This window comes from Janthinobacterium sp. TPC_1 (assembly GCF_056037845.1).
Genome location: NZ_CP195157.1, coordinates 1,438,984 through 1,462,391, shown reverse-complemented (window position 1 = coordinate 1,462,391; position 23,408 = coordinate 1,438,984). Strand labels below are relative to the sequence as shown.

At 61.4% G+C, this 23,408-nt stretch carries 20 protein-coding genes and 3 pseudogenes; 10 read left to right on the top strand and 13 right to left on the bottom strand.

Going from position 1 to position 23,408, the window contains the following annotated elements; genetic code table 11:
• Together ACQVLG_RS07085 and ACQVLG_RS07080 are read right to left on the bottom strand one after the other, a co-directional pair.
• Entirely contained in the window at positions 1–813 is an 813-nt protein-coding gene (locus tag ACQVLG_RS07085; protein WP_474293626.1) for a spore maturation protein, read from the bottom strand.
• Positions 783–1,238: a nucleoside recognition domain-containing protein gene (locus tag ACQVLG_RS07080; RefSeq protein WP_474293624.1), complete on the bottom strand. Its 456-nt coding sequence runs from the start codon at positions 1,236–1,238 to the stop codon at positions 783–785. Before ACQVLG_RS07080 ends, ACQVLG_RS07085 begins: the two co-directional genes overlap by 31 nt.
• 219 nt (positions 1,239–1,457) lie before the next feature.
• Here ACQVLG_RS07080 and ACQVLG_RS07075 point away from each other — a divergent pair, with 219 nt between their 5' ends.
• The 5 genes from ACQVLG_RS07075 (at position 1,458) to ACQVLG_RS07055 (ending at position 8,397) form a co-directional block, all read left to right on the top strand.
• Entirely contained in the window at positions 1,458–3,275 is a 1,818-nt protein-coding gene (locus ACQVLG_RS07075; RefSeq protein WP_474295569.1) for an ABC transporter substrate-binding protein, read from the top strand.
• Positions 3,276–3,492: 217 nt separating this feature from the next.
• Positions 3,493–6,249, top strand: coding sequence for a TonB-dependent receptor (locus tag ACQVLG_RS07070; protein ID WP_474293622.1), 2,757 nt, complete (start codon positions 3,493–3,495; stop codon positions 6,247–6,249).
• Between the two features lie 88 nt (positions 6,250–6,337).
• The gene (locus tag ACQVLG_RS07065; RefSeq protein ID WP_474293620.1) at positions 6,338–7,126 is read left to right on the top strand and encodes a S66 peptidase family protein; all 789 of its coding nucleotides are present in this window, start codon (positions 6,338–6,340) and stop codon (positions 7,124–7,126) included.
• A complete protein-coding gene (locus tag ACQVLG_RS07060; protein ID WP_474293618.1) occupies positions 7,044–7,418 on the top strand; it encodes a hypothetical protein in 375 nt (124 codons plus the stop codon). Before ACQVLG_RS07065 ends, ACQVLG_RS07060 begins: the two co-directional genes overlap by 83 nt.
• Before the next feature lie 85 nt (positions 7,419–7,503).
• Positions 7,504–8,397 carry a YihY/virulence factor BrkB family protein gene (locus ACQVLG_RS07055; protein WP_230542061.1) on the top strand — a complete coding sequence of 298 codons (894 nt, stop codon included), beginning with the start codon at positions 7,504–7,506 and terminating at the stop codon, positions 8,395–8,397.
• 398 nt (positions 8,398–8,795) lie between these two features.
• Here the strand turns inward: ACQVLG_RS07055 and ACQVLG_RS07050 are convergent, their stop codons facing one another.
• The 6 genes and pseudogenes from ACQVLG_RS07050 to ACQVLG_RS07025 form a co-directional block, all read right to left on the bottom strand.
• Positions 8,796–9,923 carry an acyl-CoA dehydrogenase family protein gene (locus tag ACQVLG_RS07050; protein WP_474293616.1) on the bottom strand — a complete coding sequence of 376 codons (1,128 nt, stop codon included), beginning with the start codon at positions 9,921–9,923 and terminating at the stop codon, positions 8,796–8,798.
• Positions 9,924–9,963: 40 nt separating this feature from the next.
• Positions 9,964–10,632, bottom strand: coding sequence for an SDR family oxidoreductase (locus ACQVLG_RS07045; RefSeq protein WP_474293614.1), 669 nt, complete (start codon positions 10,630–10,632; stop codon positions 9,964–9,966).
• Positions 10,633–10,705: 73 nt separating this feature from the next.
• The gene (locus ACQVLG_RS07040) at positions 10,706–11,902 is read right to left on the bottom strand and encodes an acetyl-CoA C-acyltransferase (protein ID WP_474293612.1); all 1,197 of its coding nucleotides are present in this window, start codon (positions 11,900–11,902) and stop codon (positions 10,706–10,708) included.
• A pseudogene (gene aceK, locus ACQVLG_RS07035) lies at positions 11,899–13,701 on the bottom strand (bifunctional isocitrate dehydrogenase kinase/phosphatase). The gene ACQVLG_RS07040 and the pseudogene aceK overlap by 4 nt, the downstream one beginning before the upstream one ends.
• Before the next feature lie 53 nt (positions 13,702–13,754).
• Complete coding sequence (locus ACQVLG_RS07030) at positions 13,755–14,939, bottom strand: isovaleryl-CoA dehydrogenase (protein ID WP_070260712.1); 1,185 nt, start codon at positions 14,937–14,939, stop codon at positions 13,755–13,757.
• 126 nt (positions 14,940–15,065) lie between these two features.
• Positions 15,066–15,471: pseudogene (locus ACQVLG_RS07025) on the bottom strand (MerR family transcriptional regulator).
• Positions 15,472–16,177: 706 nt separating this feature from the next.
• Here ACQVLG_RS07025 and ACQVLG_RS07020 point away from each other — a divergent pair.
• A complete protein-coding gene (locus ACQVLG_RS07020; protein ID WP_034753756.1) occupies positions 16,178–16,585 on the top strand; it encodes a hypothetical protein in 408 nt (135 codons plus the stop codon).
• A gap of 89 nt (positions 16,586–16,674) precedes the next feature.
• Positions 16,675–17,001: a hypothetical protein gene (locus tag ACQVLG_RS07015; protein WP_131689791.1), complete on the top strand. Its 327-nt coding sequence runs from the start codon at positions 16,675–16,677 to the stop codon at positions 16,999–17,001.
• A gap of 202 nt (positions 17,002–17,203) precedes the next feature.
• On the opposite strand, the gene ACQVLG_RS07010 is transcribed toward ACQVLG_RS07015, so the two are convergent.
• From ACQVLG_RS07010 to ACQVLG_RS06990, 5 genes are all read right to left on the bottom strand, one after another.
• Positions 17,204–17,806: a UbiX family flavin prenyltransferase gene (locus ACQVLG_RS07010; protein ID WP_230542046.1), complete on the bottom strand. Its 603-nt coding sequence runs from the start codon at positions 17,804–17,806 to the stop codon at positions 17,204–17,206.
• The gene (gene grxD / locus ACQVLG_RS07005; protein ID WP_034753766.1) at positions 17,799–18,110 is read right to left on the bottom strand and encodes a Grx4 family monothiol glutaredoxin; all 312 of its coding nucleotides are present in this window, start codon (positions 18,108–18,110) and stop codon (positions 17,799–17,801) included. The genes ACQVLG_RS07010 and grxD overlap by 8 nt, the downstream gene beginning before the upstream one ends.
• A 105-nt stretch (positions 18,111–18,215) precedes the next feature.
• A complete protein-coding gene (locus tag ACQVLG_RS07000) occupies positions 18,216–18,686 on the bottom strand; it encodes a GNAT family N-acetyltransferase (RefSeq protein WP_474293609.1) in 471 nt (156 codons plus the stop codon).
• A 4-nt stretch (positions 18,687–18,690) separates the two neighbouring features.
• A complete protein-coding gene (locus ACQVLG_RS06995) occupies positions 18,691–21,042 on the bottom strand; it encodes a Tex family protein (protein WP_474293607.1) in 2,352 nt (783 codons plus the stop codon).
• A 94-nt stretch (positions 21,043–21,136) separates the two neighbouring features.
• A complete protein-coding gene (locus ACQVLG_RS06990) occupies positions 21,137–21,382 on the bottom strand; it encodes a hypothetical protein (RefSeq protein WP_474293605.1) in 246 nt (81 codons plus the stop codon).
• A gap of 387 nt (positions 21,383–21,769) precedes the next feature.
• Here ACQVLG_RS06990 and ACQVLG_RS06985 point away from each other — a divergent pair, with 387 nt between their 5' ends.
• The 3 genes and pseudogenes from ACQVLG_RS06985 to ACQVLG_RS06975 all read left to right on the top strand — a co-directional run.
• Complete coding sequence (locus tag ACQVLG_RS06985; RefSeq protein WP_474293603.1) at positions 21,770–22,426, top strand: secretin and TonB N-terminal domain-containing protein; 657 nt, start codon at positions 21,770–21,772, stop codon at positions 22,424–22,426.
• 2 nt (positions 22,427–22,428) lie between these two features.
• Positions 22,429–22,986: an RNA polymerase sigma factor gene (locus ACQVLG_RS06980; protein WP_230542042.1), complete on the top strand. Its 558-nt coding sequence runs from the start codon at positions 22,429–22,431 to the stop codon at positions 22,984–22,986.
• Positions 22,979–23,404 (top strand): annotated as a pseudogene (locus tag ACQVLG_RS06975) (DUF4880 domain-containing protein); the annotation flags it as partial. The gene ACQVLG_RS06980 and the pseudogene ACQVLG_RS06975, both read left to right, overlap by 8 nt.
• Positions 23,405–23,408 lie beyond the last annotated feature (4 nt).

The window sequence follows — 23,408 nt, the reverse complement described above, 5'->3', positions numbered from 1 at the left end:
TTAGTGGAAAAAGACGTAGGCGACGAACACTGCGGTGATCACGCCGGCCAGATCGGCGATCAGGCCGGCCGTGATCGCATAGCGCGTCTTGCGGATGCCGACGGAACCGAAGTACAGGGCCACGATATAGAAGGTGGTGTCGGCCGAGCCCTGGAAGACGCAGGCCAGGCGGCCAACAAACGAGTCGACGCCATAGGTGTTCATGGCGTCGATCATCATGGCTTTCGAGCCGGAGCCGCTGAGCGGCTTCATCATGGCCGTCGGCAGGGCGGGCACGAAGTCCGTATTGATGCCCAGGTTGGCGAAGAACCAGTTCATGCCGCTCATCAGGAAATTGAACACGCCCGCATTGCGGATCACGCTGATGGCCACCAGCATGCCGACCAGGTAGGGAATCACGGTGATCGAGGTCTGGATGCCGCCTTTCGCCCCCTCGATGAAGGCGTCATACACGTTCACCTTCTTGCGCAGGGCGCCGATGATGAAGATGGCGATGACGCTGATCAACACCAGGTTGCTGACCACTTTCGAGACCAGCTCGATTTCCTGTTTCGTCAGGTATTGCGTGAAATACCAGATCATGGCGACGATGGCGCTCGTCATGCCGCCCATCCAGCCCAGCACGACCCGGTTGAGCAAGTTGATGCGTTGCTTGATGGACACCGTGATGATGCCGACCATAGTGGCGACGTAGGTGGCGATCATGCAGGGGATAAAGATGTCGGACGGGTCGGCCGCGCCGAGGATCGAGCGCTGCGCCATGATGGCCAGCGGAATCAGGGTCAGGCCCGAGGTATGCAGCACCAGGAACATGATTTGCGCATTCGTCGCCTCTTCCTTGTTCGGTTCAAGGTTTGCAGGCTTTCCATGGCCTTTAAACCGAACGGCGTGGCCGCATTGTCCAGGCCCAGCAGATTGGCCGAAAAATTCATCACCATGTGGCCCGTGGCCGGATGGTCTTTCGGAATTTCCGGGAAGATACGCGAAAAGAAGGGCGCGATGACTTTCGCCAGCCAGCCGACGATGCCGGCCTTTTCGCCGATGTTCATGATGCCCAGCCACAAGGTCATCACGCCCGCCAAGGGCAGGGCGATATCCATCACGCCCATGCGCGCCGTCTCGAAGGTGCCGTCGATGATGCGCTTGAAGATATCGGTATCGCCGAGAAACAGCCACTGCAGCACTGCGGCCAGGAAGCCAACGAGGAAAAAGCCGGACCAGATGTAATTAAGTGCCATATGCGATCAGTTCTGTATTTCGGGGAGGTGAAAAGGTGCTGCAAGCAAAGTATAGAGGCAGCCCGATACGAGTTGATGAAAGAATGCAGCAATCGCATGCCAAAAAGTTATAAGCTGGCAGCCTGTTTTCATTGGCGCCCCATAGCTTGCCCGCGTAGTGTGGGGGATGCCTGCCGCTTATCGCCGTTCCTTACCCTTGTCTGCACTGGACCACTGATGATGTTGTTACGTAAAACCGCCTGCGCCGCCGGCCTGGCCCTGTTGACACTGTTGAATGTACCGGCCCACGCCGCCGAGGCTGCGTCCGCCAGCACCGCCCGCGCGAACAAGACCTTGCACTTGTTTTTGAGCACCAGCGAGACGGGCCTGGACCCGGCCGTAGCCTCGGACCTGGCCAGCCTGAATTTGATGGAAAACATCTTTGACCCGCTGCTGCGCTATGACTATCTGGCGCGCCCGGTGCAGCTGCAGGGCAATACGGCGCGCGGCCTGCCCACCGTGGAAGATGGCGGCCGCACGTATCTCTTTCACTTGCAGCCCGGCATTTTCTTCACGCCCGATCCTGCCTTCAAGGGCCAGCCGCGCGAAGTGACGGCGCAGGATTATGTCTACAGCCTGACGCGGCTGTATGACCCCAGCCTGAAGTCGCCGTGGCTGTTCTTGCTGGAAGACAAGCTGGTGGGCGATGCAGCCCTGAAAGCCAGATTCAGCTACGACACGCCGATCGCCGGCTTGCAGGCGCTGGACAAATACACCTTGCGCATTCGCCTGAACGGTGTCGATCCGAACTTCCTGTTTTACCTGGCCATGCCGGCGACAGCCGTGGTGGCGCGCGAAGTGGCTGAAGCGTACCCGGCGGCAGGGCAGATCGGCAACCACCCCGTGGGCACGGGGCCGTTCCTGGTGAAGGAGTGGAAGCGCAGCGACAAGATTGTGCTGCAGGCCAACCCGACTTTCCGTGCCACCGTGTTCCATACGGATGCCAAGGCGCTGGCCGCCTTGCCGGCCGACGCGCGCGCCATCGCCACGGCGCTGGAAGGCAAGCAATTACCGCTGGTCGAGCGCATCGAGGTGCGCATCGTTGAGGAATATCAATCGCGCATGCTGGGTTTTCTGAAAGGCGAATTCGATTACCTGGAACAAGTGCCGGAATCGATGACGGACATGGTGCTGGAAAACGGCGCGCTGAAACCGGCGCTGGCCGCCAAGGGCTTGCAGCTGACGCGCTTTCCCGTGCTGCAGACGTATTACATGTGGATGAATATGGACGATCCCGTGCTGGGCGGCACGAGTAAGGACAAGCTGGCCCTGCGCCGTGCCATCGCCCTCAGCTACAACAGCCGCGAAGATATCGCGCTATTAAAGAAAGGCCTGGCCTTGCCGGCGCAGTCGCCGCTGCCGCCCAACGTGCTCGGCTACGACAAGCATTACCGCAGCCCCGTCGGCTACGATCCCGTGCTGGCGCGCGCCCTGCTGGAGCGCTTCGGCTACAAGGCGGGGCCCGACGGTTTCCGCACGCAGCCGGACGGCACGCCCTTGCTGCTCACCATGCATACGGAACCGAGCACGGTGGGGCGGCTGCGCGACGAATTGTGGCGGCGTAACCTGAACGCCATCGGCCTGCGCGTGGAATTTAAAAGCGACAAGAAGACGGAAATCATCAAGGCCTCGCGCCTGGGCAAGGTGCAGATGTTCGAGACCAACTGGATCGCCGACTTCCCCGATGGCGATAACTTTATGCAATTGTTGTATGGTGGCAACGTTGGCCGTGCCAACTATGCCCGCTTCAACTTGCCCGATTACAATAAACGCTATGAGGAGGCGCGCCTGCTATCCGATACGCCGCGCCGACGCAGTCTGTACTTCGACCTGTTTCAGCTGATCCACGCTTACACGCCGTGGGTGTTGCTGACGCATCCCATCTCTGCCGACCTGCAGCAACCGTGGCTAAAAAACTACAGGCGCCACCCCGTGGAATTCACGTCCTGGCGCTATCTGGACGTCGATCCCGCCAAGGGCCGCCCCGCAGGCAAGTGACCACGTCGCTGAAAAGGGCATTCATTCCAAAAAGTTATGGTTAGGAAAGCATTTTTCATTGGCTGGGCCTGGTTGCATCGCGCTACTCTGAAAATGAAAACAAATAAAGTAAAGCGCTGGCGTCATAAAAAAATGTACCGCGAGACAGACGCCGCGACCTTACAAAACAGCCTGGACTTGAGAACTCAAGTTTCGATTGCCCAACAAGGAGAGACCAGTGAAATTGAAGAAACTAGCGCAGTTGGTGGCATTGATGGGGGTGGTGGGGCCGGTGATGGCACAGGAAGCGGCGGCGCCAGCGATGCAACGGGTCGAAGTGACGGGCAGCAGCATCAAGCGCGTCGCCAAGGAAGGCGCGCTGCCGGTGCAAGTCATCACCTTTGACCAGATGGAAAAGCAGGGCATCACGACGGCCGAGCAATTGGTGCGTACCCTGTCGGCCAACGGCACGGGCGCAGAGAACATGACTTCGGGCAATAACGTGTTTGGCGCCGACGCCGACCGTCTTGCCGGTGGCGCCTCGTTCGCCTCGCTGCGCGGGCTGGGGCCAGGCGCGACCTTGGTACTGCTGAATGGCCGCCGCGTGGCCACGCATGGCGCCAGTGGCCGCGCCGTCGACTTGAACTCGATACCGCTCGGTGCAATTTCGCGCGTGGAAATCCTCAAGGATGGCGCCTCGGCCATCTACGGCACGGACGCCATCGGCGGCGTGATCAATTTCATTCTGAAAACCAATTACAGCGGCGTGGAAGCCTCCGTTTCCACCAACGATACGCAAGCGGGCGGCGGTGCCACGCGCCGCGCTTCCATCCTGGCCGGCACGGGCTCGCTGGAAGAGGATGGCTACAACCTCATGGCCAGCCTGACCGTTGATAAAGCGCAACAGCTCAATGGCCGTGACCGCTCCTTCGTCAACGGCTACCAGCCTGGCCGGGGCCTGTCGCCCGACACCACGGGCACGCCGTTTGCCAACCAGATGGCGGGAGCCGGCACGGCGCTGGGTACGTCGTTCCAGCTGCCTGGCGACCCGAATCAATACCTGCAAGCCAATCCGCTGAGCTTCCAGGGCAAGTGCGACAGCGTCGCCGGCATGTCGCAATATCAGACGGCACTGTGGAAAGACGTGACGTCACCGCGCAGTACCACGCATTCCTGTGCGTATGACTACGGCGCCGACTATGTGCTGCAATTCCCCGTCGAGCGGGCCAATTTCCTGTCGCGCGGCACGTTCAAGCTGGCGCCCGACCACCGCATGTTTGTCGAGGCGCTCGGTTCGCGCACCAAGGCCACGGCCATTTTGACGCCGATGCAGGTGCAGACGAGCATCGCCAACAAGGCCGTCTACCCCGTGGGCGGCGCGTATTACCAGGATTTGTCGGCCTACATCCCGTCGTTCGACAAGAGCAAGCCGATTGCCTACAAATGGCGCGCGAATGACGTGGGCAACCGCACGCAGGAAAATACGACCGATAACGCCCGCGTACTGCTGGGTTTTGAAGGCAACTTCGGCAAATGGGATTACAAGACCGGTGTTTCCTACGCGCAGAGCACCACCAAGACCAAGCTGACGGACGGCTATTCCTACACGGACAAGCTGTACGCGGCCCTGGGGACAGGCATCATCAATCCCTGGGTAGGCGCGGGCCAGAGCCAGACGGACGCGGCCAAACAGTTGATCGAGTCGACCAAGTTCCGTGGCGCCTTCCAGCACGGCAAGACGACTCTCACCCAGATCGACGGTTCCGTCTCGGGCGAGCTGTTCCAGCTGCCGGCTGGTGCCGTGGCGATGGCGGCCGGTTTTGATTTGCGCCGCGAGGGCTACAGCTTTGAGCAGGATGTCGATGCCAACCTGATTTTGTTGGCGCCAGGAAATGCTGCATTGAAGGATGTCAGCCGCAACGTCAAGGCCGTGTATGCCGAGTTGCTGGTGCCCATCATGAAAGAGCTGGAAATGCAGCTGGCCGTGCGCCGCGACGATTACAGCCAGGTGGGCGCTACGACGAATCCGAAGATTGCCTTGCGTTACCAGCCGGCCGACTTCGTGCTGTTCCGCGCCTCGGCCAGCAGCAAGGGCTTCCTGGCGCCGAGTTTCGACCAGCTGTATTCGGGCGTGCTGACGCAGGAACTGCCGAATGGCGCGAAGGATCAGGAAGGCTGCGCCAAGCATCCTGGCGTGACCGAATACTGTTCCATTCCCCGCCTCATTTATACGACGGGCGGCAACCTGAACCTGAAACCGGAGACGTCGAAGCAGGGCAGCGTCGGCATCGTCATCGAACCTGTGAAGGGTTACTCTGCCTCGTTCGATTACTGGGCCATCAATACCCAGGATCAGCTCCTGAAACGCACGCCGAAAGTCGTGCTGGACAATTACCAGGCGCTGAACCAGTATATTTTCCGCAAGGCCGATGGCACCATCGATTACGTGCAAGCGGGCTGGTTCAATGCGGGCGGCAGCCGCGTGCGCGGCCTGGACGTCAGCTTGCGCGGCGAAGGCAAGGTCAAGGAAGTGAAGTGGACGGCCACCCTGGACGGCACGTACATGGACAGCTTCAAATTTGCCGAATACAAGGGGCAAGAATACAAGGAGCTGGTTGGCAATTTCTACACGCGTGATTTGTACTTGCGCTGGAAACACAATGCCAGCTTCAGCGTGTCGCGCGGCGACTGGAGCGGCTTGCTGATCCAGAGTTTTGCTTCCGGCTACAAGGACCAGGTCCCGAATGACGGCAAGGGCACGCCGCCGCCAGGCTTCAAGCCGGACGTCTCCAGCTACACCACGTATAACTTGTCGGGCAGCTACACGGGTTTCAAGAATACCACCTTGACCCTGGGCATCCAGAACCTGTTCGACCGCGATCCGCCGTTCACCGCGCACAACGTGGATGAAGTGGTGGGCGCCGGCTGGGATCCGCGCGTGGCCGACCCGCGCGGCCGCGCCTTCACCTTCCAGCTGAAGTACAAGTTCATGTAAGGCGGCGCTGCCGGCGGTGATCCCGCTGGCATGCTAACCTCGTGCGGCGGCGCCTGGCGTCGCCGTTTTTTGTTTTAGAAAGGGCCGCATGTCCAGTCAGACCAATCTCAGCCGGCGCCGCTTCGGCGGCTTGCTGGCCGCCACCGTGGGGGCGGCAGGCACACCGGCGTGGGCGGCGGCCGCGCAAGGGAAGGGCAAACGCATGCAACAGCAACACGCATTGATCAAACCGGCGCGCCTGCGCGACGGCGACCTGGTGGCCATCATCGCGCCGGGCGGTTTTACGGATGAGGACGCCATCGCCAGGGCCCAGCGCAATATCGAATCGCTGGGACTGCGTGCCAGCCTGGGCGCGAATATCCGCGCCGTGCACGGCAACTATGCGGGCACGGTGCAGCAGCGCCTCGACGATCTGCAGGCGGCGTTCGCCGATCCCGAGGTCAAGGCGATCTGGGCCATCCGCGGCGGTTCCGGCTGCATTTCGCTGCTGGCGCTGCTCGACTATGGCTTGATCCAGCGCAATCCGAAAGTGCTGATCGGCTATTCCGACATCACGGCCCTGCACCTGGCCATCGGCCGCCAGACGGGCCTGGTGACTTTTCCACGGCCCCGTGGCTTCATCCACGTTTTCCGATTACACGGTGACGCAGCTGCGCAATGTGCTGATGACGCCGCAAGACAGCTACACGATACCGATGGCGCTGGACAACCACCGCCGCGCGCAGACGCAGCCGAATTTCGCCATCCGCACCGTGCACGGCGGCCAGGCGACGGGACGCTTGACGGGCGGCAACTTGTGCCTGGTCAGCGCGCTGGCCGGCACGCCGTATGCGGCCGATTTCCGCGAGCGCATCCTTTTCCTCGAAGAAATCAATGAAGTGCCGTATCGCATCGACCGCATGCTGTGCCAGCTCGACCTGTCCATTGGTTTCAAGCACGCGGCGGCCTTGATGCTGGGCATCTTCGAGCATTGCGAGGCGGCCGAGGGCGATACGGCGCTGACCCTCGATGCTACCCTGGACCAGCATCTGCTGCCCTTGAGCGTGCCGGCCGTCAGCGGTTATTCGTTTGGCCACATCCGCCACCAGTTCACGCTACCGATGGGCATATTGGCGACCCTGGATGCGGACCGGCAAACCTTGACCCTGCTGGAGCCGGCCGTCTGCTAGCGCACGGTGCAGTGGGGAGATTGTCAGTATGCTAGTGTGATAAGGCGTGGCACGAGGCCGCGCCGCCTTCTACACCGCTCCCGACATGATCAACCGCCACGCCAGTACCTACATCCTCAGCCACCCGCTGGCCTTCGCGCTGCAGGTGCTCAAGGGTTTCCGCGCCAACCAGGGCTTGCTGCTGGCGGGCGCCGTTGCGTATTACTCGCTGCTGTCCATCGTGCCCCTGCTGATGCTGGTGGTGGTGGCCTTGTCGCACGTGATCGCGCAAGATGAATTGCTGCAGACAATCGGCCATTACCTGGAATGGCTGGTGCCGGGGCAATCGAAGGCCATCGTGGGCGAGATCGCGCATTTTCTCGACAACCGGGGCGTGATCGGCTGGCTGCTGTTGCTGACCATGCTGTTTTTCAGCTCGCTGGCGTTTACCGTGCTGGAAAACGCCATGAGCGTGATCTTTGTTCACCGCGTCGCCATCCGCCGCCGCCATTTCCTCATTTCCGCCGTGCTGCCCTACTGCTACATCCTGTGCCTGGGCGTGGGGATCTTGCTCATTACCCTGGTGGCGGGCAGCCTGCAGGTGATGGGCGAGGAAAGCGTGCGCTTCCTGCGCCACGACTGGGGCCTGGAAGGCGTGTCCGGCGTGCTGTTGTATCTGCTGGGGCTGGCGGGAGAGATTCTCGTGCTCAGCTCGATTTACCTGGTCATGCCGGTCGGACGCTTGTCGATCACGCATGCGCTGATCGGCGGCGTGACGGCGGCCCTGCTGTGGGAAATCGCGCGCCACGTGCTGGTCTGGTATTTTTCCACCTTGTCGCAGGTCAATGTCGTGTATGGCTCGATGACGACGGCCATCGTCGTCATGTTCAGCCTGGAAATCGGCGCCACCTTGCTGTTGCTGGGCGCGCAAGTGATTTCCGAATATGAAAGAGTGGCCCGTGGCGGCGAAGAGGACAAGCCGCTGGCGCTAAGGACTTGATTTAAAGTATGGCTTCAATTCGTTGTTGCACCGCACAAAAAGCTGTGCTATACTCCGTTCAGTGATTGAGATTTGGCAACAAATCATCTCACCATCCAGTTTCAGCGCGGCGACCGACAGGTGTAATGTCGATGGCGTGACAGTGCGAAGAAATGGATTTTGTAATTCCGGATACGATGGTCGATTTTACACTTGGAGTCACCATGCAGATAGCATGGGAGTCCGAAAATCAGGAGGCACTTTGCAGATAGCACTGGCGTCCATGACACGATTAAAGCATTGGTAATACATTGGAACGAAGCCTACCCTGAGTAGGCTTTTTTTTCGTCTATTGAAAACCCAAGGGCGTCACCCCGGGTCGTACCCTGCAGGGTACGACCCCAGCATCTGCCTCGGGTTTACAAAGCTCTGGCGATGAGTATCTTCTGGATATCGCTGGTGCCCTCATAAATCTGGCACACGCGCACGTCGCGGTAGATGCGCTCGACGGGGAAGTCGGACACATAACCGTAGCCGCCGTGCACCTGGATGGCGTCCGAGCACACTTTTTCCGCCATTTCCGACGCAAACAGCTTGGCCATGGCCGCTTCCTTCAGGCAGGGCAGGCCCGCATCCTTCATGGCCGCCGCGTGGCGGATCAGCTGGCGCGCCGCTTCGATCTGCGTGGCCATGTCGGCCAGGCGGAATTGCACGGCCTGGTGTTCATAGATGGGTTTGCCGAAGCTTTCCCGTTCGCGCGCATAGCTCAGGGCCGCTTCATACGCGGCGCGCGCCATGCCCACGGCTTGCGAAGCGATGCCGATGCGTCCGCCTTCCAGGCCGGACAGGGCGATCTTGTAGCCTTGTCCTTCTTCGCCGATCAGATTTTCCGCCGGGATGCGGCAGTTCTCGAACAGGATTTGCGCCGTGTCCGACGAATGCTGGCCCATCTTTTGTTCCAGCCCCGCCACGATGTAGCCCGGCGTGTTCGTCGGCACCCAGAAGGCGCTGATGCCGCGCTTGCCGGCCGCCTTGTCGGTGACGGCCATGACGATGGCCACGTCCGCATACTTGCCGCTGGTAATGAATTGTTTCGTGCCGTTGATCACGTATTCATTGCCGTCGCGGCTGGCCGTGGTGCGCAGGGCCGAGGCGTCGCTGCCCGTGTGCGGTTCTGTCAGGCAAAACGCCCCCAGCATGGTCCCTTGCGCCAGCGGACGCAGCCATTGTTCCTTTTGCGCATCGTTGGCGTACATCATGGCGATGCTGCACACGGGGCAATTATTCACGGAAATGATGGTCGAGGTGCCGCCATCGCCGGCGGCGATTTCTTCCAGCACCAGGGCCAAGGACACGTAGTCGAGGCCGGCGCCACCGAGCGCTTCCGGCACGGCCACGCCAAAGGCGCCCAGCGCGGCCAGTTCCTGCAATTCTTCTTTCGGGAAATGATGTTCCTTGTCCCAGCGGGGCGCGTTGGGCGCCAGGCGCTCGCGCGAAAAACTGCGCAGCGCTTCCTGGATCATCGTTTGTTCTTCATTGAGTATCATGGGACGTCGTCTCGTTTGTTTTTATGGTGGATTCAGGGAATTACCAGGCGATGGGCTTGCCGTCGTAGTTGCGGAACACGGCCTTGTCCGTGGCCGGCAGGCTGGCCAGCGTGGCGCGGATGCCGGCTGCGCTTTCCTCGGGGGAAATATCGGCGCCGGCGCCGCCCATGTCCGTGCGTACCCAGCCCGGGTGGAAGGCCACGCAGCTGACGCCTTGCGGGCCATGCACGAGGGACGTGTCGATCAGCACGGAATTCAAGGCCGCCTTGCTGGCGCGGTACAGCGAACCGCTGGGGTTGCCCCGTTCGCTCAGGGAGCCCATGTGCGAGGACAGCACGGCCAGCTTGCCCTTGGCATTCGCCACCAGCGGCGCCAATATCGGCAGCAGGCGCATGGCCGCCAGCACGTTGGTGTGCATGACGAGGTCGAAATCGGCTTGCGCAGGGAAACCGTCGTGACGGGGGCCGTACACGCCCGCGTTGAGGATCGCCACGTCGAGCTTTTCATCGTCGAGCTTCCAGCCCAGGCCGGCACAGCCTTCCACATCCGTCACGTCGAGCTGGTGCGCTTCCGCGCCCAGTTGCGCAAGGGTGTCGCAAGCGTCCGGCGTGCGCGCCGTGGCGATCACGCGCCAGCCGTCGTGGCGGTATTGACGGACGATTTCGTGGCCGATGCCGCGCGAGGCGCCGATGATCAATGCGGTTGGCATATATTTTCTCCCTGAAAATAAAATGAAAGGCGCGCACCGTGAACTGCCGTGCGCGCCCGTGCTCGGGAAGAGCTTATACCAGTTCGATCGCCATCGCCGTCGCTTCGCCGCCGCCGATGCACAGGGCCGCCACGCCGCGCTTGCCGCCGGTTTTTTTCAGGGCGCCCAGCAGAGTGACGATGATGCGCGCGCCCGAGGCGCCGATCGGGTGGCCCAGCGCGCAGGCGCCGCCGTGGATGTTGATCTTGCTGTGCGGAATGTCCAGGTCGTGCATGGCAGCCATGGGCACGGCGGCGAACGCTTCATTGATCTCGAACAAGTCCACATTGCTGCTGCTCCAGCCCGTCTTGGCGTAGAGTTTTTTCACTGCGCCGATGGGGGCCGTGGTGAACTCGTTCGGCGCCTGCGCGTGCGTGGCGTGGCCGTGGATTTTCGCGATGACGGTGCAGCCGAGTTTTTTCGCCGTCGATTCGCGCATCAGCACCAGGGCTGCCGCGCCATCGTTGATCGACGAAGACGAGGCGGCCGTGATGGTGCCATCCTTCTTGAAGGCCGCCTTCAAGGTCGGGATTTTTTCCAGGCGGGCTTTTTGCGGGCCTTCATCGATGCTGACGACGGTGTCGCCGCCGCGGCCGGAAACGGTGACTGGCACGATTTCCCATTCGAAACTGCCATCCTTGGTGGCCGCTTGCGCGCGTTTCACGGATTCGATGGCAAACGCGTCCTGCGCTTCGCGCGTGAACTGGTACTGGCTGGCGCATTCTTCGGCAAACGTGCCCATCGAGCGGGCATTGCCCTTTTCGTCGCGGCTGTAGGCGTCTTCCAGGCCATCCATCATCATGTGGTCATAGATCATGCCGTGGCCGATGCGGTAGCCGCCGCGCGCCTTTGGCACCAGGTAGGGGGCGTTGGTCATCGATTCCATGCCGCCCGCCACCACCACATCGGCGCTGCCGGCGAGCAAGGTGTCGTGCGCGAACATGGTCGTCTGCATGGCCGAGCCGCACATTTTCGACAGGGTCACGGCGCCCGTGGAATCGGGCAAGCCCGCCTTGCGCAAGGCCTGGCGCGCGGGCGCCTGGCCCTGGCCAGCCATCAGGCAATTGCCGAAAAACACGTGTTCCACGGCATCCGGCGCCACGCCGGACCGTTCGACGGCGGCGCGGATGGCGACAGCGCCCAGGTCGCTGGCGGTGACGTTGGCAAAGTCGCCCTGGAAGGCGCCCATGGGGGTGCGCGCGGCACCGACGATTACGACTGGATCATTCATGTTGGATCTCCGGTTGAGGGTAGGGAAGGTGACTGCATACAAAAACGCAGGTGCTGCGGATACGGGAAGACGTCCTCGATATGGCCGTCTTCGATGCGCTGCTTGCGCGCCTGCCAATATTGCGCCGTCAGCAGGTCGGCATGGTGCTGCATGAAATATTTACGGATGCGGGGATTACCCAGCAGGAAGGTGCCGAATTGCTCGGGAAACACATCGTGCTTGCCGATGGGATACCACGGTTCGGCCGACATTTCTTCCTCCTCCGTGCGGGCTTGCGGGATGGCGCGGAACTGGCAATCGGTGATGTACTCGATTTCATCGTAATCGTAAAATACGACACGCTGATGACGGGTCACGCCAAAGTTTTTGTACAGCATGTCGCCCGGAAAAATATTTGCCGCCACCAATTCCTTGATGGCGTTGCCGTATTCGACGATGGCGTGTTCGACCAGGTCGTCGCGGCCTTCCTTTTCGGCATTGCTCAGCCACATGTTCAGCGGCACCATGCGCCGCTCGATGTACAGGTGGCGGATGATGATCTGCCCGTGCTCTTCCTCGATCAGCGAGGGGGCGAACTGCTTCAGTTCTGCCAGCAGTTCCGCGGCAAAACGGGCACGGGGAAAAGCCACATTGGAATACTCGAGCGTGTCGGCCATGCGGCCCACGCGGTCGTGGTGTTTCACCAGCAAATACTTTTGCTGGACTTGCGCGCGCGTGGTTTCCTTGGGAGGAGGAAAGAAATCCTTGATCACCTTGAAGACATACGGAAACGACGGCAGGGCAAATACCAGCATCACCAGGCCGCGAATGCCGGGCGCGCTCTCGAAGTGATCCGACGAGTGTTTTAAATGCTGCAGGTAGTCGCGGTAAAACAAGGTCTTGCCCTGCTTTTGCAAGCCCAGTATCGTATAAATCTCACTGCGAGGCTTGCGCGGGAGCAAAACTTCGGAGAAATTGCACGTAGGCGGACGGCACTTCCATATCCACCAGGAAATACGCGCGCGTAAACGAAAACAGCACGGCGATTTGCTGCTGCTCGAACAGCACCGTGTCGAGCACCAGCTTGCCGTGGCGGTTGTGCAAGATGGGCACGACGAACGGGTATTCGCGGTTGCCGTTGATGCCCTTGCCGACCAGGTAGGCGCCCTTGTTGCGGTAGAACAAACTGGTCAGTACCTGGAGCTGGTGGTTCGGCTCCAGCCGGTCGCTGCCGAACAGCTGCCGCAGGCGCGCTTCCACCTGGGCCACGTCGCGCTCCAGGTTGGCAAATGCGCAGTCCAGCTGGAAGTTGCTCACCATGCGCTGCAAGGTGTGGCGCAAGCCATCCTTGCCCGGGTAATACACGCGGTAAGTAGGAGCGGGGTCTTGTGTTTCGATGTATTCCGTGGAAACGACGGGGCGCACGAAAATATAGTCGTTATTGAAATACGTGCGGTGCAGGATTTGTTGCAGCAGACGGAATTGAAGAAGGTTTCCGCCAGTTCCGGCTGCTTGTGTTCCGTCAGCATGCCGATGTAGTGCAGCTTGAGTTCGCGCCACACTTCGTCGCTCAACTCCGACTCTTCGTACTCATCTTCGAGCATCTGCACGCATTCCTGCACGCGCTTGTCATAAAAGTCGATGCGTTCGCGGGCCGCCGCCTGTGCCGCGCTCCAGGCGCCTTGCTCGAAATACTGCTTGGCTTGCTGGCTCGTTGCGCGGAACAGGCGGTAATGCTTGTCGAAGCCGTCGCGGATGGTGCGCGCGATATCGAATGCAATCTGGGAAGAAAGCAATTTGGGGAAGGCAATGTGCGTCATAGCTGTGCTCGCATGAATGGCTCCTCACCCAGTCGATCGCCGCGCGCCCGTGCTTACTTGGTTTCCGCAAACAGTTCGCGGCCGATCAGCATGCGGCGGATTTCGCTGGTCCCGGCGCCGATTTCGTACAGCTTGGCATCGCGCCACAGGCGGCCGGCCGGATACTCGTTGATGTAGCCGTTGCCGCCCAGGGCCTGGATCGCTTCGCCTGCCATCCAGGTTGCCTTCTCCGCACTATACAGAATGGCGCCGGCCGCATCCTTGCGCAGCTGGCGCACGGCTTCCGGCGTGGTGGCGCGGTCGCAAGCCTGGCCCACGGCATACACATAGGCCTTGCACGCCATCATGGTCGAATACATATCGGCCAGCTTACCTTGCATCAACTGGAATTCGCCGATGGGCTGGCCGAATTGCTTGCGGTCATGCACGTAGGGCACGACCAGATCCATGCAGGCCTGCATGATGCCCAGCGGGCCGCCGGACAGCACGGTGCGCTCGAAATCGAGGCCCGACATCAGCACGTTGACGCCCTTGCCCAGGCCGCCGAGCACGTTTTCGGCCGGCACTTCGCAATCCTGGAACACCAGTTCGCCCGTGTGCGAACCGCGCATGCCCAGCTTGTCGAGCTTTTGCGCGATGGAAAAGCCCTTGAAATTCTTTTCGATCAGGAAAGCCGTCATGCCGCGCGGGCCCGCTTCCAGGTCGTTCTTCGCGTACACCACCAGCACGTCCGCATCGGGGCCGTTGGTGATCCACATCTTGGTGCCATTCAAGACCCAGCGGTCGCCCTTGAAGTCGGCGCGCAGCTTCATGCTGACGACGTCGGAACCGGCATTCGGTTCCGACATGGCCAGGGCGCCGATGTGCTCGCCCGTGATCAGTTTCGGCAGGTATTTGGCTTTTTGCTCGGCCGTGCCGTTGCGCTTGATCTGGTTCACGCACAGGTTCGAGTGGGCGCCGTAGGACAGGCCGACGGAAGCCGAGGCGCGCGAGATTTCTTCCATGGCAATGATGTGCGCCAGGTAGCCCATGCCGGCGCCGCCGTATTCTTCGCTGACGGTAATGCCGAGCAAGCCCATGTCGCCCATCTTGCGCCACAGATCCATGGGGAACTGGTCGGTGCGGTCGATCTCGGCCGCGCGCGGCGCGATTTCGGCGGCGGCAAATTGTTGGATCGCTTCGCGCAGCGAGGCGATGTCGTCGCCGTGGTCAAAGGTCAAGCCTGGGAGATGGAGCATGTCGTCCTCGTCGTCGTTATAAGTGTGGCGGTCATGGGTGCCGGGTCAGTGAAGCTATGATACTCAGTTGTGACGTTTACGTAAACGTAAAGCGCTGCGCGCGGCAACTGTCCCCTGCCTGCGTCTTTAGTTTGTTTGCGCCTTATCAAGGTTCAAGTCCGCCAGCATGCGCGCGCACGCGTCTTCATGCGCGCTGATTTCCGCCAGTGCCATTTCGATATCGATGCGCTGCTGCTCCAGGGTCTGGCGGTGCTGCGCCAGGACGCCCAGGAAGCGGTCCATCTGCGCGCGCGTGTCCTTCGGCGACTCGTACATGTCGACCAGGCTCTTGATCTCCGACAACGCCAGGCCCAGGCGCTTGCCGCGCAGGGTCAGCTTCAGGCGGGTGCGGTCGCGCGGCGTGTAGACCGGCTGCGCCCGCCTGCGCCTTCGCGCGTTTCGGGCTGAGCAAGCCCTGGTCTTCATAGAAACGGATGGCGCGCGCCGTGATGTCGAATTCCCGCGCCAGTTCGGTGATGGTATAGGTCGTCATGGGGGCGGGCGGTGTCGGTTGCATGGGTGATCGGTAGCTCGATGGGTACTGCGAGAAAAGGGGGCAAAGTGCCGTTTACGTCAACGTCAATACTATTGTAGCGTGCCCTGCCCGTGCTGCAACAAAAGAAGGCGCAGAGGGGGGCTATTTGGCGAATAAGACAACAATTACTGAAAATAAATTGATTCTTCTTGCGCAAACGCGCTTAAGATCGAGAGTTGGTGGCCAAGATGACACCAAAAAGAGCTTTCCTGGCATAACTGCGACATTCTTTTCGCTACGATGGCAGTAAAATTTTTTTGGCGCAGATTCTTTCCATTAGGCACGATCAAAAAACAACGTTCCACTATGAGTACGCTGTTCAGATTGTTTCTATATTGAAAACAAAATGGCCCTTCTGAAAACTTTGTCTACAAGAAATTGTATGGCATAGGCATTGCGCGTATCGATAGAGGAGGGCATTATCCGATACCGTACGTTGTAATGCCAAACCGAGGCTTTGAATCGTGCTGCAGTGCGAAAATCAAGGCTAGCCGCGAATTTGACCCGAAGCCACACAGAATCGCAAGAGAAAATTCGGCCCACATTTTCACCCGGAAAGGCCGGCCGGAGTGTTAATTGTTAATTGATACTCTTTTCAAATGTAACAATCTGTATGGTCATTCAAGAAACTGACTTTCATGTTACAACATGAAATAGTACACCTATGAATTCTTCTAACGAACGCGAAAGCTTCAGCCAGCGACTTCAGTTGGCTCTCAAAAACGCCCATTACTCTCCAGACAGCCCGACCAGACTGGCCCGGGAATTCAACATCCGTTTCGACGGACGCCCGATTACTGTGCATGCAGCTAGGAAATGGTTAGTAGGTGAAGCAATTCCCACGCAAGAGAAATTGCGCATGATTGCCCAATGGTTGGGCGTTCCGGCGGAATGGTTGCGTTTTGGCGGTCCGGAAAGCGCCACGCCGAATGGCGAAGCGGGCAGCGCTTTGTCGCGTTTTGAGTCCGCTGATGTGAAATTAATTGCCGATTTGCAAAGATTGGATGAACATCATCGTCAAATCGCGCGAGAATTTATTCGCATGCTGGTGAGAGTCAACTACCAAAAGTAAGCATTCAGGCCATCCCCGGCCGGCGCCGTCCGCTTTTTGCTGACGGTGCTCTTCCTGTTCTTTTATTTGCGCAAGGTCATACTGGAGACATGATTTTGCCGCACAATAAGACCTCGCATGTTGCGCTGCAGCGGAATTATTTGACAATAATCCCGCACGCAGCGGCGCAGCGGCCAATACCAGCGCATAATCACATCAGAAGCAGCCAGTTCATCCACTACGGAGCCGAGCATTTGAGCCGTCTTATGAAAAGTAACTACAGCAATACCGCGCAGCTGAAAGACTTGATGACCGTGCCCCCCATGACTGCCGCGCAACATGCGGAAGTGATGCGCAAACGGATCGCCCACCGCAGGATGGTTGAAGAAGCCAGGGATTTGAAGCAGGCCAGTGCCGTTCAGTTCGAAAAACGCTGAGTGGTGGATGCCTGACCAAAGCTGCTGCGCGTCGGCATAGGTAGTCTGCGATGCTCACCGGCTCGGCGCCCCCGTGCTTCAGCACGGTTGCGCTTCTTGGCCACAAGGGGGCGCCGAGCCTCACTGCCGCTCGCTACGCTTTTGTCAGGCATCGTGACTTGGCAGGGGTTTCCCCGCTTATAAGTTGATTGCGTTGGTGATGTCAGGTTTCTGACGCTTTAAGGCCATTCCACCGCGGCGCCAGGGCGTGCTCGATGCCGAGCAGGTCGATGACGCGCGCCACCGTATGGTCGACCATGTCCGCAATGCTCTGCGGGTGGTGGTAAAAGCTCGGTAATGGCGGGAAGATGATGCCGCCCATTTCGGTCACGGCCGTCATATTGCGCAGGTGCGCCAGGTTGAACGGCGTTTCGCGCACCATCAGGATCAGGCGCCGGCGCTCCTTGAGCACCACATCGGCTGCCCGCGTGATCAGATTATCCGACAAGCCATGCGCGACGGCCGCCAGGGTCTTCATCGAGCACGGCGCGACGACCATGCCATCCGATTGAAACGAGCCGCTGGCGATTGACGCGCCGATATCGCGCAGCTTGTGCACCACGTGCGCCTGCGCTTCGATGTCCTTGCGCCCCACGCCCGTTTCCTGGTGCAGGGTCAAAACAGCGGCATCGGACAGGATCAGATGCGTCTCGACGCCGGGGATGGCGCCGAGCAATTGCAGCAGCCGCAAGCCATACACGGCGCCCGTGGCGCCCGTGATGGCCACGACGATACGGCGCGGCCGCTGCGTTTGGCTATCAGGCATCCAGCAGGGACTTCAGTTCGCCCGATTCAAACATTTCATTCATGATATCGGAACCACCGATGAACTCGCCTTTGACATACAGCTGTGGAATGGTTGGCCAGTTCGAGTAATCCTTGATGCCCTGGCGCACTTCCGGGTCGTCCAGCACGTTGACGGTGGCGATGTTTTCTACGCCGCATGCTTTCAGGATCTGGATGGCGCGGCCGGAAAAGCCGCACTGCGGGAACTGGGCCGTGCCCTTCATGAACAGCACGACTGGCGTGTTCGTCACGGTTTCTTTGATCCAGGTTTGTACGTCGCTCATAGCTGCCTCTGATGGGTAAATAAATAGATGCCGTCATTTTATAAGAAAACGACGGCACGGGTATGCGCTCAGGTCATAAATCGGGCAAGTCAGCCACGTTGACGCTTATAAGGTCTTGCCCAGGCAGGTCGATTGCGCCGCGCCCACGTATTTACCCCAGGCAATGACCGGCACATAGCCGTGTTTGGCATAAAACGCCACCGCGCGGCCATTCGCCACGCGGGTGGACAAATGCAGGGCCTGGTAGCCATGTCCACGCGCCTGCGCCTCCACATGGGCCAGCAGGGCCGCGCCCGCGCCGGTGCTGCCGGGGCGCGCATACATGCGCTTGAGTTCGCCTATGGCGCTGTCCGCTTCGCCCAGCGGCCGCAGGGCGGCGCAACCGAGCAGGGTGCCGGCGCTGTCGCGGGCCAGATAAAAGCCGCCGCGCGGCGTTGCCGCCTCCACGTCGAAGGAGGAGCGGCCGCTGTCGCCATTGATGCGCAGCAGCGCGTCCGACAATGCGTCGAGCAGCAGCCGGGCATCCGGGCCGGCGGCATCCACCGCCAGGATGACGAGGTCATGCCCGGCGGCCATGGGCTTAGCCGCGCAGCTTGGCGAAGGCGGCGGCCATGCTGCCGGCCGGCTCCGGCGCGTTGCGCGACTGCGACTGGTGCTGCGCCATGCTGCGGCGGTCGTTGCGGTCGCCACGCTGCTCCGGCTTGCTGCCCGCCTGCGGCGCGCTGTCCGTCAAACGCATGGTCAGCGCGATGCGTTTGCGCTTCTCGTCGACTTCCAGCACTTTGACGCGCACGACTTGTCCGGCCTTGACCACCGTGTGCGGGTCTTTGACGAAGGTGTTCGACAGGGCCGAGATGTGCACGAGGCCATCCTGGTGCACGCCGATGTCGACGAAGGCGCCAAAGGCGGCCACGTTGGTGACGACGCCTTCTAAAATCATGTCCGGGCGCAAGTCGCGGATTTCTTCCACGCCTTCCTTGAAGGTGGCGGTGGTAAATTCCGGACGCGGGTCGCGGCCCGGCTTTTCCAGTTCCTTCAGAATATCGCTAATGGTCGGCACACCGAAGGTTTCATCCGCGTACTTTGCCGGGCTGAGGGTTTTCAGCAGCGCCGTTTCGCCGATGACGGCCTTGATATCCTTCTTGATGTCCGCCAAAATCTTTTCCACCAGCGGGTACGATTCCGGGTGGACGGCCGAGGCGTCCAGCGGGTTCTCGCCGCCCATCACGCGCAGGAGGAAGCCCGCCGCCTGTTCGTACGTTTTATCTCCCAGGCGCGGCACGGCTTTCAAGGCCGCGCGCGAGGTGAACGCGCCCTTCATGTCGCGGTAGGTGACGATGCTTTGCGCCACGCTGGCCGACAGGCCGGACACGCGCGCCAGCAGGGGAGCGGACGCCGTGTTCACGTCCACGCCCACGGCGTTCACGCAATCTTCCACCACGGCATCGAGCGAGCGGGCCAACTGGCTTTGACTTACATCATGCTGATACTGGCCCACGCCGATCGATTTCGGGTCAATCTTGACCAGTTCGGCCAGCGGGTCTTGCAGGCGGCGCGCGATCGACACGGCGCCGCGCAGGGACACATCCATGTCCGGCAACTCTTTCGAAGCGAATTCGGACGCCGAATACACCGACGCGCCCGCTTCCGAGACGACGATCTTCGTCATCTTCGCTTCCGGGTGCTGCTTGATCAAGTCTTGCGCCAACTTGTCCGTCTCGCGCGAGGCGGTGCCGTTGCCAATCGAAATCAGCGACACATTGTGCTTGGCAGCAAGACGGCCCAGGGTGTGCAAGGAGCCATCCCAGTCGTTCTTCGGCTGGTGCGGGTAGATCACGGCCGTGTCGACCACTTTACCGGTGGCATCGACGACGGCGACCTTGACGCCCGTGCGCAGGCCGGGATCGAGGCCCATGGTGGCGCGCTGGCCGGCCGGCGCGGCCAGCAGCAGCGCCTTCAGATTGGTGGCGAAGACGTTGATCGCGTCGAGTTCCGAGCGTTCGCGCAGCGCGCCCATCAGTTCCGTTTCCAGGTGCATGAAGCTTTTCACGCGCCAGGTCCAGCGCGCCGTGTCCGCCAGCCACTTGTCGGCCGGGCGGCCTTGCTGCTTGATGCCGAAGCGGGCGGCGATGCGGCCTTCGCACGGGTTGTGCGGCGCATCCCATTTCGGTTTTTCCGCTTCCGTGTCCAGGCGCAGGGTGACGTCGAGGATGCCTTCGCGGCGGCCGCGCAGCAGCGCCAGCGCGCGGTGAGATGGCACGGTGGAAATGGTTTCCGAGTAGTCGAAATAATCGGCGAATTTTTCGCCTTCGTCCTGCTTGCCTTCCACCACTTTCGATTCGACGATGCCGTGTTCCTGCACGTATTCGCGCAAGGTTTGCAGCAGGGTCGCGTCTTCGGCGAAGCGCTCCATCAGGATCTGGCGCGCGCCGTCGAGGGCCGCCTTGGTGTCGGCCACGCCCGGGTTGTTGCCGTCGGCACTCGTAAACGCCTCGCGCAGGAACTTGCCCGCTTCCATTTCCGGCGTCAGTTCCGGGTTCTCCAATAAACCGTCGGCCAGCGGCATCAGGCCCGCTTCGATGGCGATCTGCGCCTTCGTGCGGCGCTTCTGTTTATATGGCAAATACAGGTCTTCCAGGCGCGTCTTGTCTTCCGCGTGCATGACGGCGTCGAGCAGTTCGGGCGTCATCTTGTTCTGTTCCGTGATCGAGGCCACGATGGCGGCGCGCCGCTCTTCCAGTTCGCGCAGGTAGCGCAAACGCTCTTCGAGCAGGCGTAGCTGGATATCGTCGAGGCCGCCGGTCGCTTCCTTGCGGTAACGGGCGATGAAGGGCACGGTGGCGCCTTCGTCGAGCAGTTCGATGGCGGCGGCAACCTGCACCGGTTTGGCGGCAAGTTCAAGGGCAAGGCGTTGTTCGATAGTGGGCAGCATGGTTGTTTCCAGAGCGATCAAGCCTGGAATGATACGCAATCGGCGCGATTGCGCAATCTTGACAGCGCAAATGGACTGTGCGTTGACAACACCTTTAACGGGGCGGCAGCAGCGGGCTGGCGGGCGGCGGCGGTGCCGGCCTCTGCGGCGTGACGGACTTGCCGAAGGCATTGCCCATGCGGTGTTCGAGGGCGGCGCGGTTGTACAGGCCCAGCTGGTTGGACGGACGCTGCATGGTCGCTTCCGCACCGGACAGGGCGGGCTGCGGCCTGGCTGCGGCGTTGGCCGGCGGCAGTAATTTTTCGCGGCAGGCAAGACATTGATTGCGCGCGCTTGCCATCGACTTCCACTTCCACGCAGCCCTTTTGCGGTGCGGCGGCCGTCACCACGACGGTGTGCTCGTCCGCCTGCGCGGGCAGGGCGGCACAGGTCAACAGCAACAGCGATAACAGGCGTGCCATGGCGGCTCCCGGAGCGGTGGGGAAGCGTTCAGCATAGCAAAGCCATGTGTCGCAGTGATGACACGCCAGCCCGCCAACTATGTGACCGATGTCATGCAGTTGTCATTTTACGAAGCTACCATCTTGCCATTCTGCAGACAACATTGCAGTCAAGACACTTCATGAGCAGGATTTTTCGTTGATTCCCCTGGAAAATGACACGAACTCACCGCCGCACCGCAACAGGCAATGCCCTGGCCCTGTCCGCTTGTTTGCTGATGACATTCATGACATTCATGCGGCCGGCGGCGGGCGCGGCCGGTAATGATGCGGGCGCGCCGGCCACCGTGCGCTTCGACTTGCCTGCCCAGCCGCTCGATGCGGCCCTGGTGGCGTTCGGCGAAGTGACCGGGTATTCCGTGCTCGTCAGCAGCCAGCTGGCGGCGGGGCGCACGGCGGCGCCCGTGCTCGGCGACTACACGCCGGCCGAGGCGCTGCAGCGCCTGCTGGCCGGTACCCAGCTGGGCGCGCGCTTCAGCGGCAGCAATGCGTTTACCTTGCTGGCGCTGGCCGACGCTCCCGTGGCGCCGGCGCCCGCGCCGGCCGAAGCTGCCCCCGCCGCCGCACCATTGCAAGGCTATGCGGCCATCCTGCAGCGCTCGCTGACGCGCGCCCTGTGCCGTCTGCATCCGGACGCCTTCGGCCGCTACCGCCTGGCTTTCCAGCTGTGGCTCGACGAGCGGGGCAAGGTGCGCGCCGTCCACGTGCTCGAAGCGAGCGGCGTGGAACAGCGCGACCGCGCCGTGTTGCAGCGCCTGCGCAGCCTGCTGATGGATGGCGCGCCGCCGGCGGGCTTACCGCAGCCGCTGACGATCCTGCTGACGCCGCGGCCCGACCCGGACGCCGATTGCGCACCGTATCTCGCCTTGGCCGGGGCGCCCTGAGCATGCCGGAATTACTCAAGACCTCCTTGCGCAAGCTGTTCCTGGAACGCTACGGACAGTTTCGCCGCCACCTGCAGCGCCGCCTGGGCTCGGAAGACCTGGCCAATGACGCGCTGCATGAAACGTATCTGCGCGTGGAACGGATGAACGCGCCCGAAGCGATCAGCTATCCGTCCGCGTATTTGATGCGCATCGCCATCAATATTGCGGAAGATCAACGCCGCGACAATGCGCGCCTGCTCAGCCTGCCCGATATCGACGATCTGTACGAGATGGCCGATGAGCTGGCCGACCCGGCCCGCACCTTCAGCGCGCGCGCCGAACTGGAAGAACTGGAGCGGGCCTTGCAGGAGTTGCCGAAACGCCGGCGCGCCATCGTCATCGCCGCCCGCGTCGACCAGTTGCCGCACCGCGACATCGCCGAGCGCTTCGGCATTTCCGCCCGCACCGTGGAGAAGGAATTGCGCGCCGGCCTCGAACATTGCTGCGAACGCATGGGACGCGATTTCATCCAGCGCTTCGGTCCCGGCGCGGGAAAAACGTCTAAACATCATGACTGAACAAGCGGAAGACGACATGGGTGTCATCCAGAAGGAAGCGCAGGCGTGGGTCGTGCGCCTGGCCTCGGGCCAGGTCAGCGAGCGCGATGCGCAAGTGTTTCGCCACTGGTGCGCGCGCAGCCGCCGGCATGCCAATGCCTTTGCCGAGGCGCGCGCCGTGTGGGGCGCGATGGCGCCCGCCGCGCACGCCGTCAAGCGGGCGCAGGCGCCCGTGAATGTGGCGCGGCGCGCCTGGCTGGGCGGTGCCGTGGCGGCCTCGCTGGGCTTGCTGGTGCTGCGCCCGCCGACGGATCTGTGGCCGGCCGTCGCGGGTCTTGCCGCCGACTATGCCACGGGCACGGGCGAGCAGCGCGAAGTGGCGCTCGACGGCGGCGTGCTGGTGCAGATGAATACGCAGACGCGCCTCGATGCGGCGCAGGGGC

Coding starts and splice junctions, on each gene's coding strand:
- ACQVLG_RS06980 (WP_230542042.1), top strand. CDS start 22,429: ATGCCGGAATTACTCAAGACCTCCTTGCGCAAGCTGTTCCTGGAACGC.
- ACQVLG_RS07045 (WP_474293614.1), bottom strand. CDS start 10,632: ATGCCAACCGCATTGATCATCGGCGCCTCGCGCGGCATCGGCCACGAA.
- ACQVLG_RS06995 (WP_474293607.1), bottom strand. CDS start 21,042: ATGCTGCCCACTATCGAACAACGCCTTGCCCTTGAACTTGCCGCCAAA.
- ACQVLG_RS06990 (WP_474293605.1), bottom strand. CDS start 21,382: ATGGCAAGCGCGCGCAATCAATGTCTTGCCTGCCGCGAAAAATTACTG.
- ACQVLG_RS07080 (WP_474293624.1), bottom strand. CDS start 1,238: ATGGCACTTAATTACATCTGGTCCGGCTTTTTCCTCGTTGGCTTCCTG.
- ACQVLG_RS07015 (WP_131689791.1), top strand. CDS start 16,675: ATGATTTTGCCGCACAATAAGACCTCGCATGTTGCGCTGCAGCGGAAT.
- ACQVLG_RS07065 (WP_474293620.1), top strand. CDS start 6,338: ATGTCCAGTCAGACCAATCTCAGCCGGCGCCGCTTCGGCGGCTTGCTG.
- ACQVLG_RS07085 (WP_474293626.1), bottom strand. CDS start 813: ATGTTCCTGGTGCTGCATACCTCGGGCCTGACCCTGATTCCGCTGGCC.
- ACQVLG_RS07030 (WP_070260712.1), bottom strand. CDS start 14,939: ATGCTCCATCTCCCAGGCTTGACCTTTGACCACGGCGACGACATCGCC.
- ACQVLG_RS07010 (WP_230542046.1), bottom strand. CDS start 17,806: ATGCCTGATAGCCAAACGCAGCGGCCGCGCCGTATCGTCGTGGCCATC.
- ACQVLG_RS07050 (WP_474293616.1), bottom strand. CDS start 9,923: ATGATACTCAATGAAGAACAAACGATGATCCAGGAAGCGCTGCGCAGT.
- ACQVLG_RS07075 (WP_474295569.1), top strand. CDS start 1,458: ATGTTGTTACGTAAAACCGCCTGCGCCGCCGGCCTGGCCCTGTTGACA.
- ACQVLG_RS07000 (WP_474293609.1), bottom strand. CDS start 18,686: ATGGCCGCCGGGCATGACCTCGTCATCCTGGCGGTGGATGCCGCCGGC.
- ACQVLG_RS06985 (WP_474293603.1), top strand. CDS start 21,770: ATGACATTCATGCGGCCGGCGGCGGGCGCGGCCGGTAATGATGCGGGC.
- ACQVLG_RS07020 (WP_034753756.1), top strand. CDS start 16,178: ATGAATTCTTCTAACGAACGCGAAAGCTTCAGCCAGCGACTTCAGTTG.
- ACQVLG_RS07040 (WP_474293612.1), bottom strand. CDS start 11,902: ATGAATGATCCAGTCGTAATCGTCGGTGCCGCGCGCACCCCCATGGGC.
- grxD (WP_034753766.1), bottom strand. CDS start 18,110: ATGAGCGACGTACAAACCTGGATCAAAGAAACCGTGACGAACACGCCA.
- ACQVLG_RS07055 (WP_230542061.1), top strand. CDS start 7,504: ATGATCAACCGCCACGCCAGTACCTACATCCTCAGCCACCCGCTGGCC.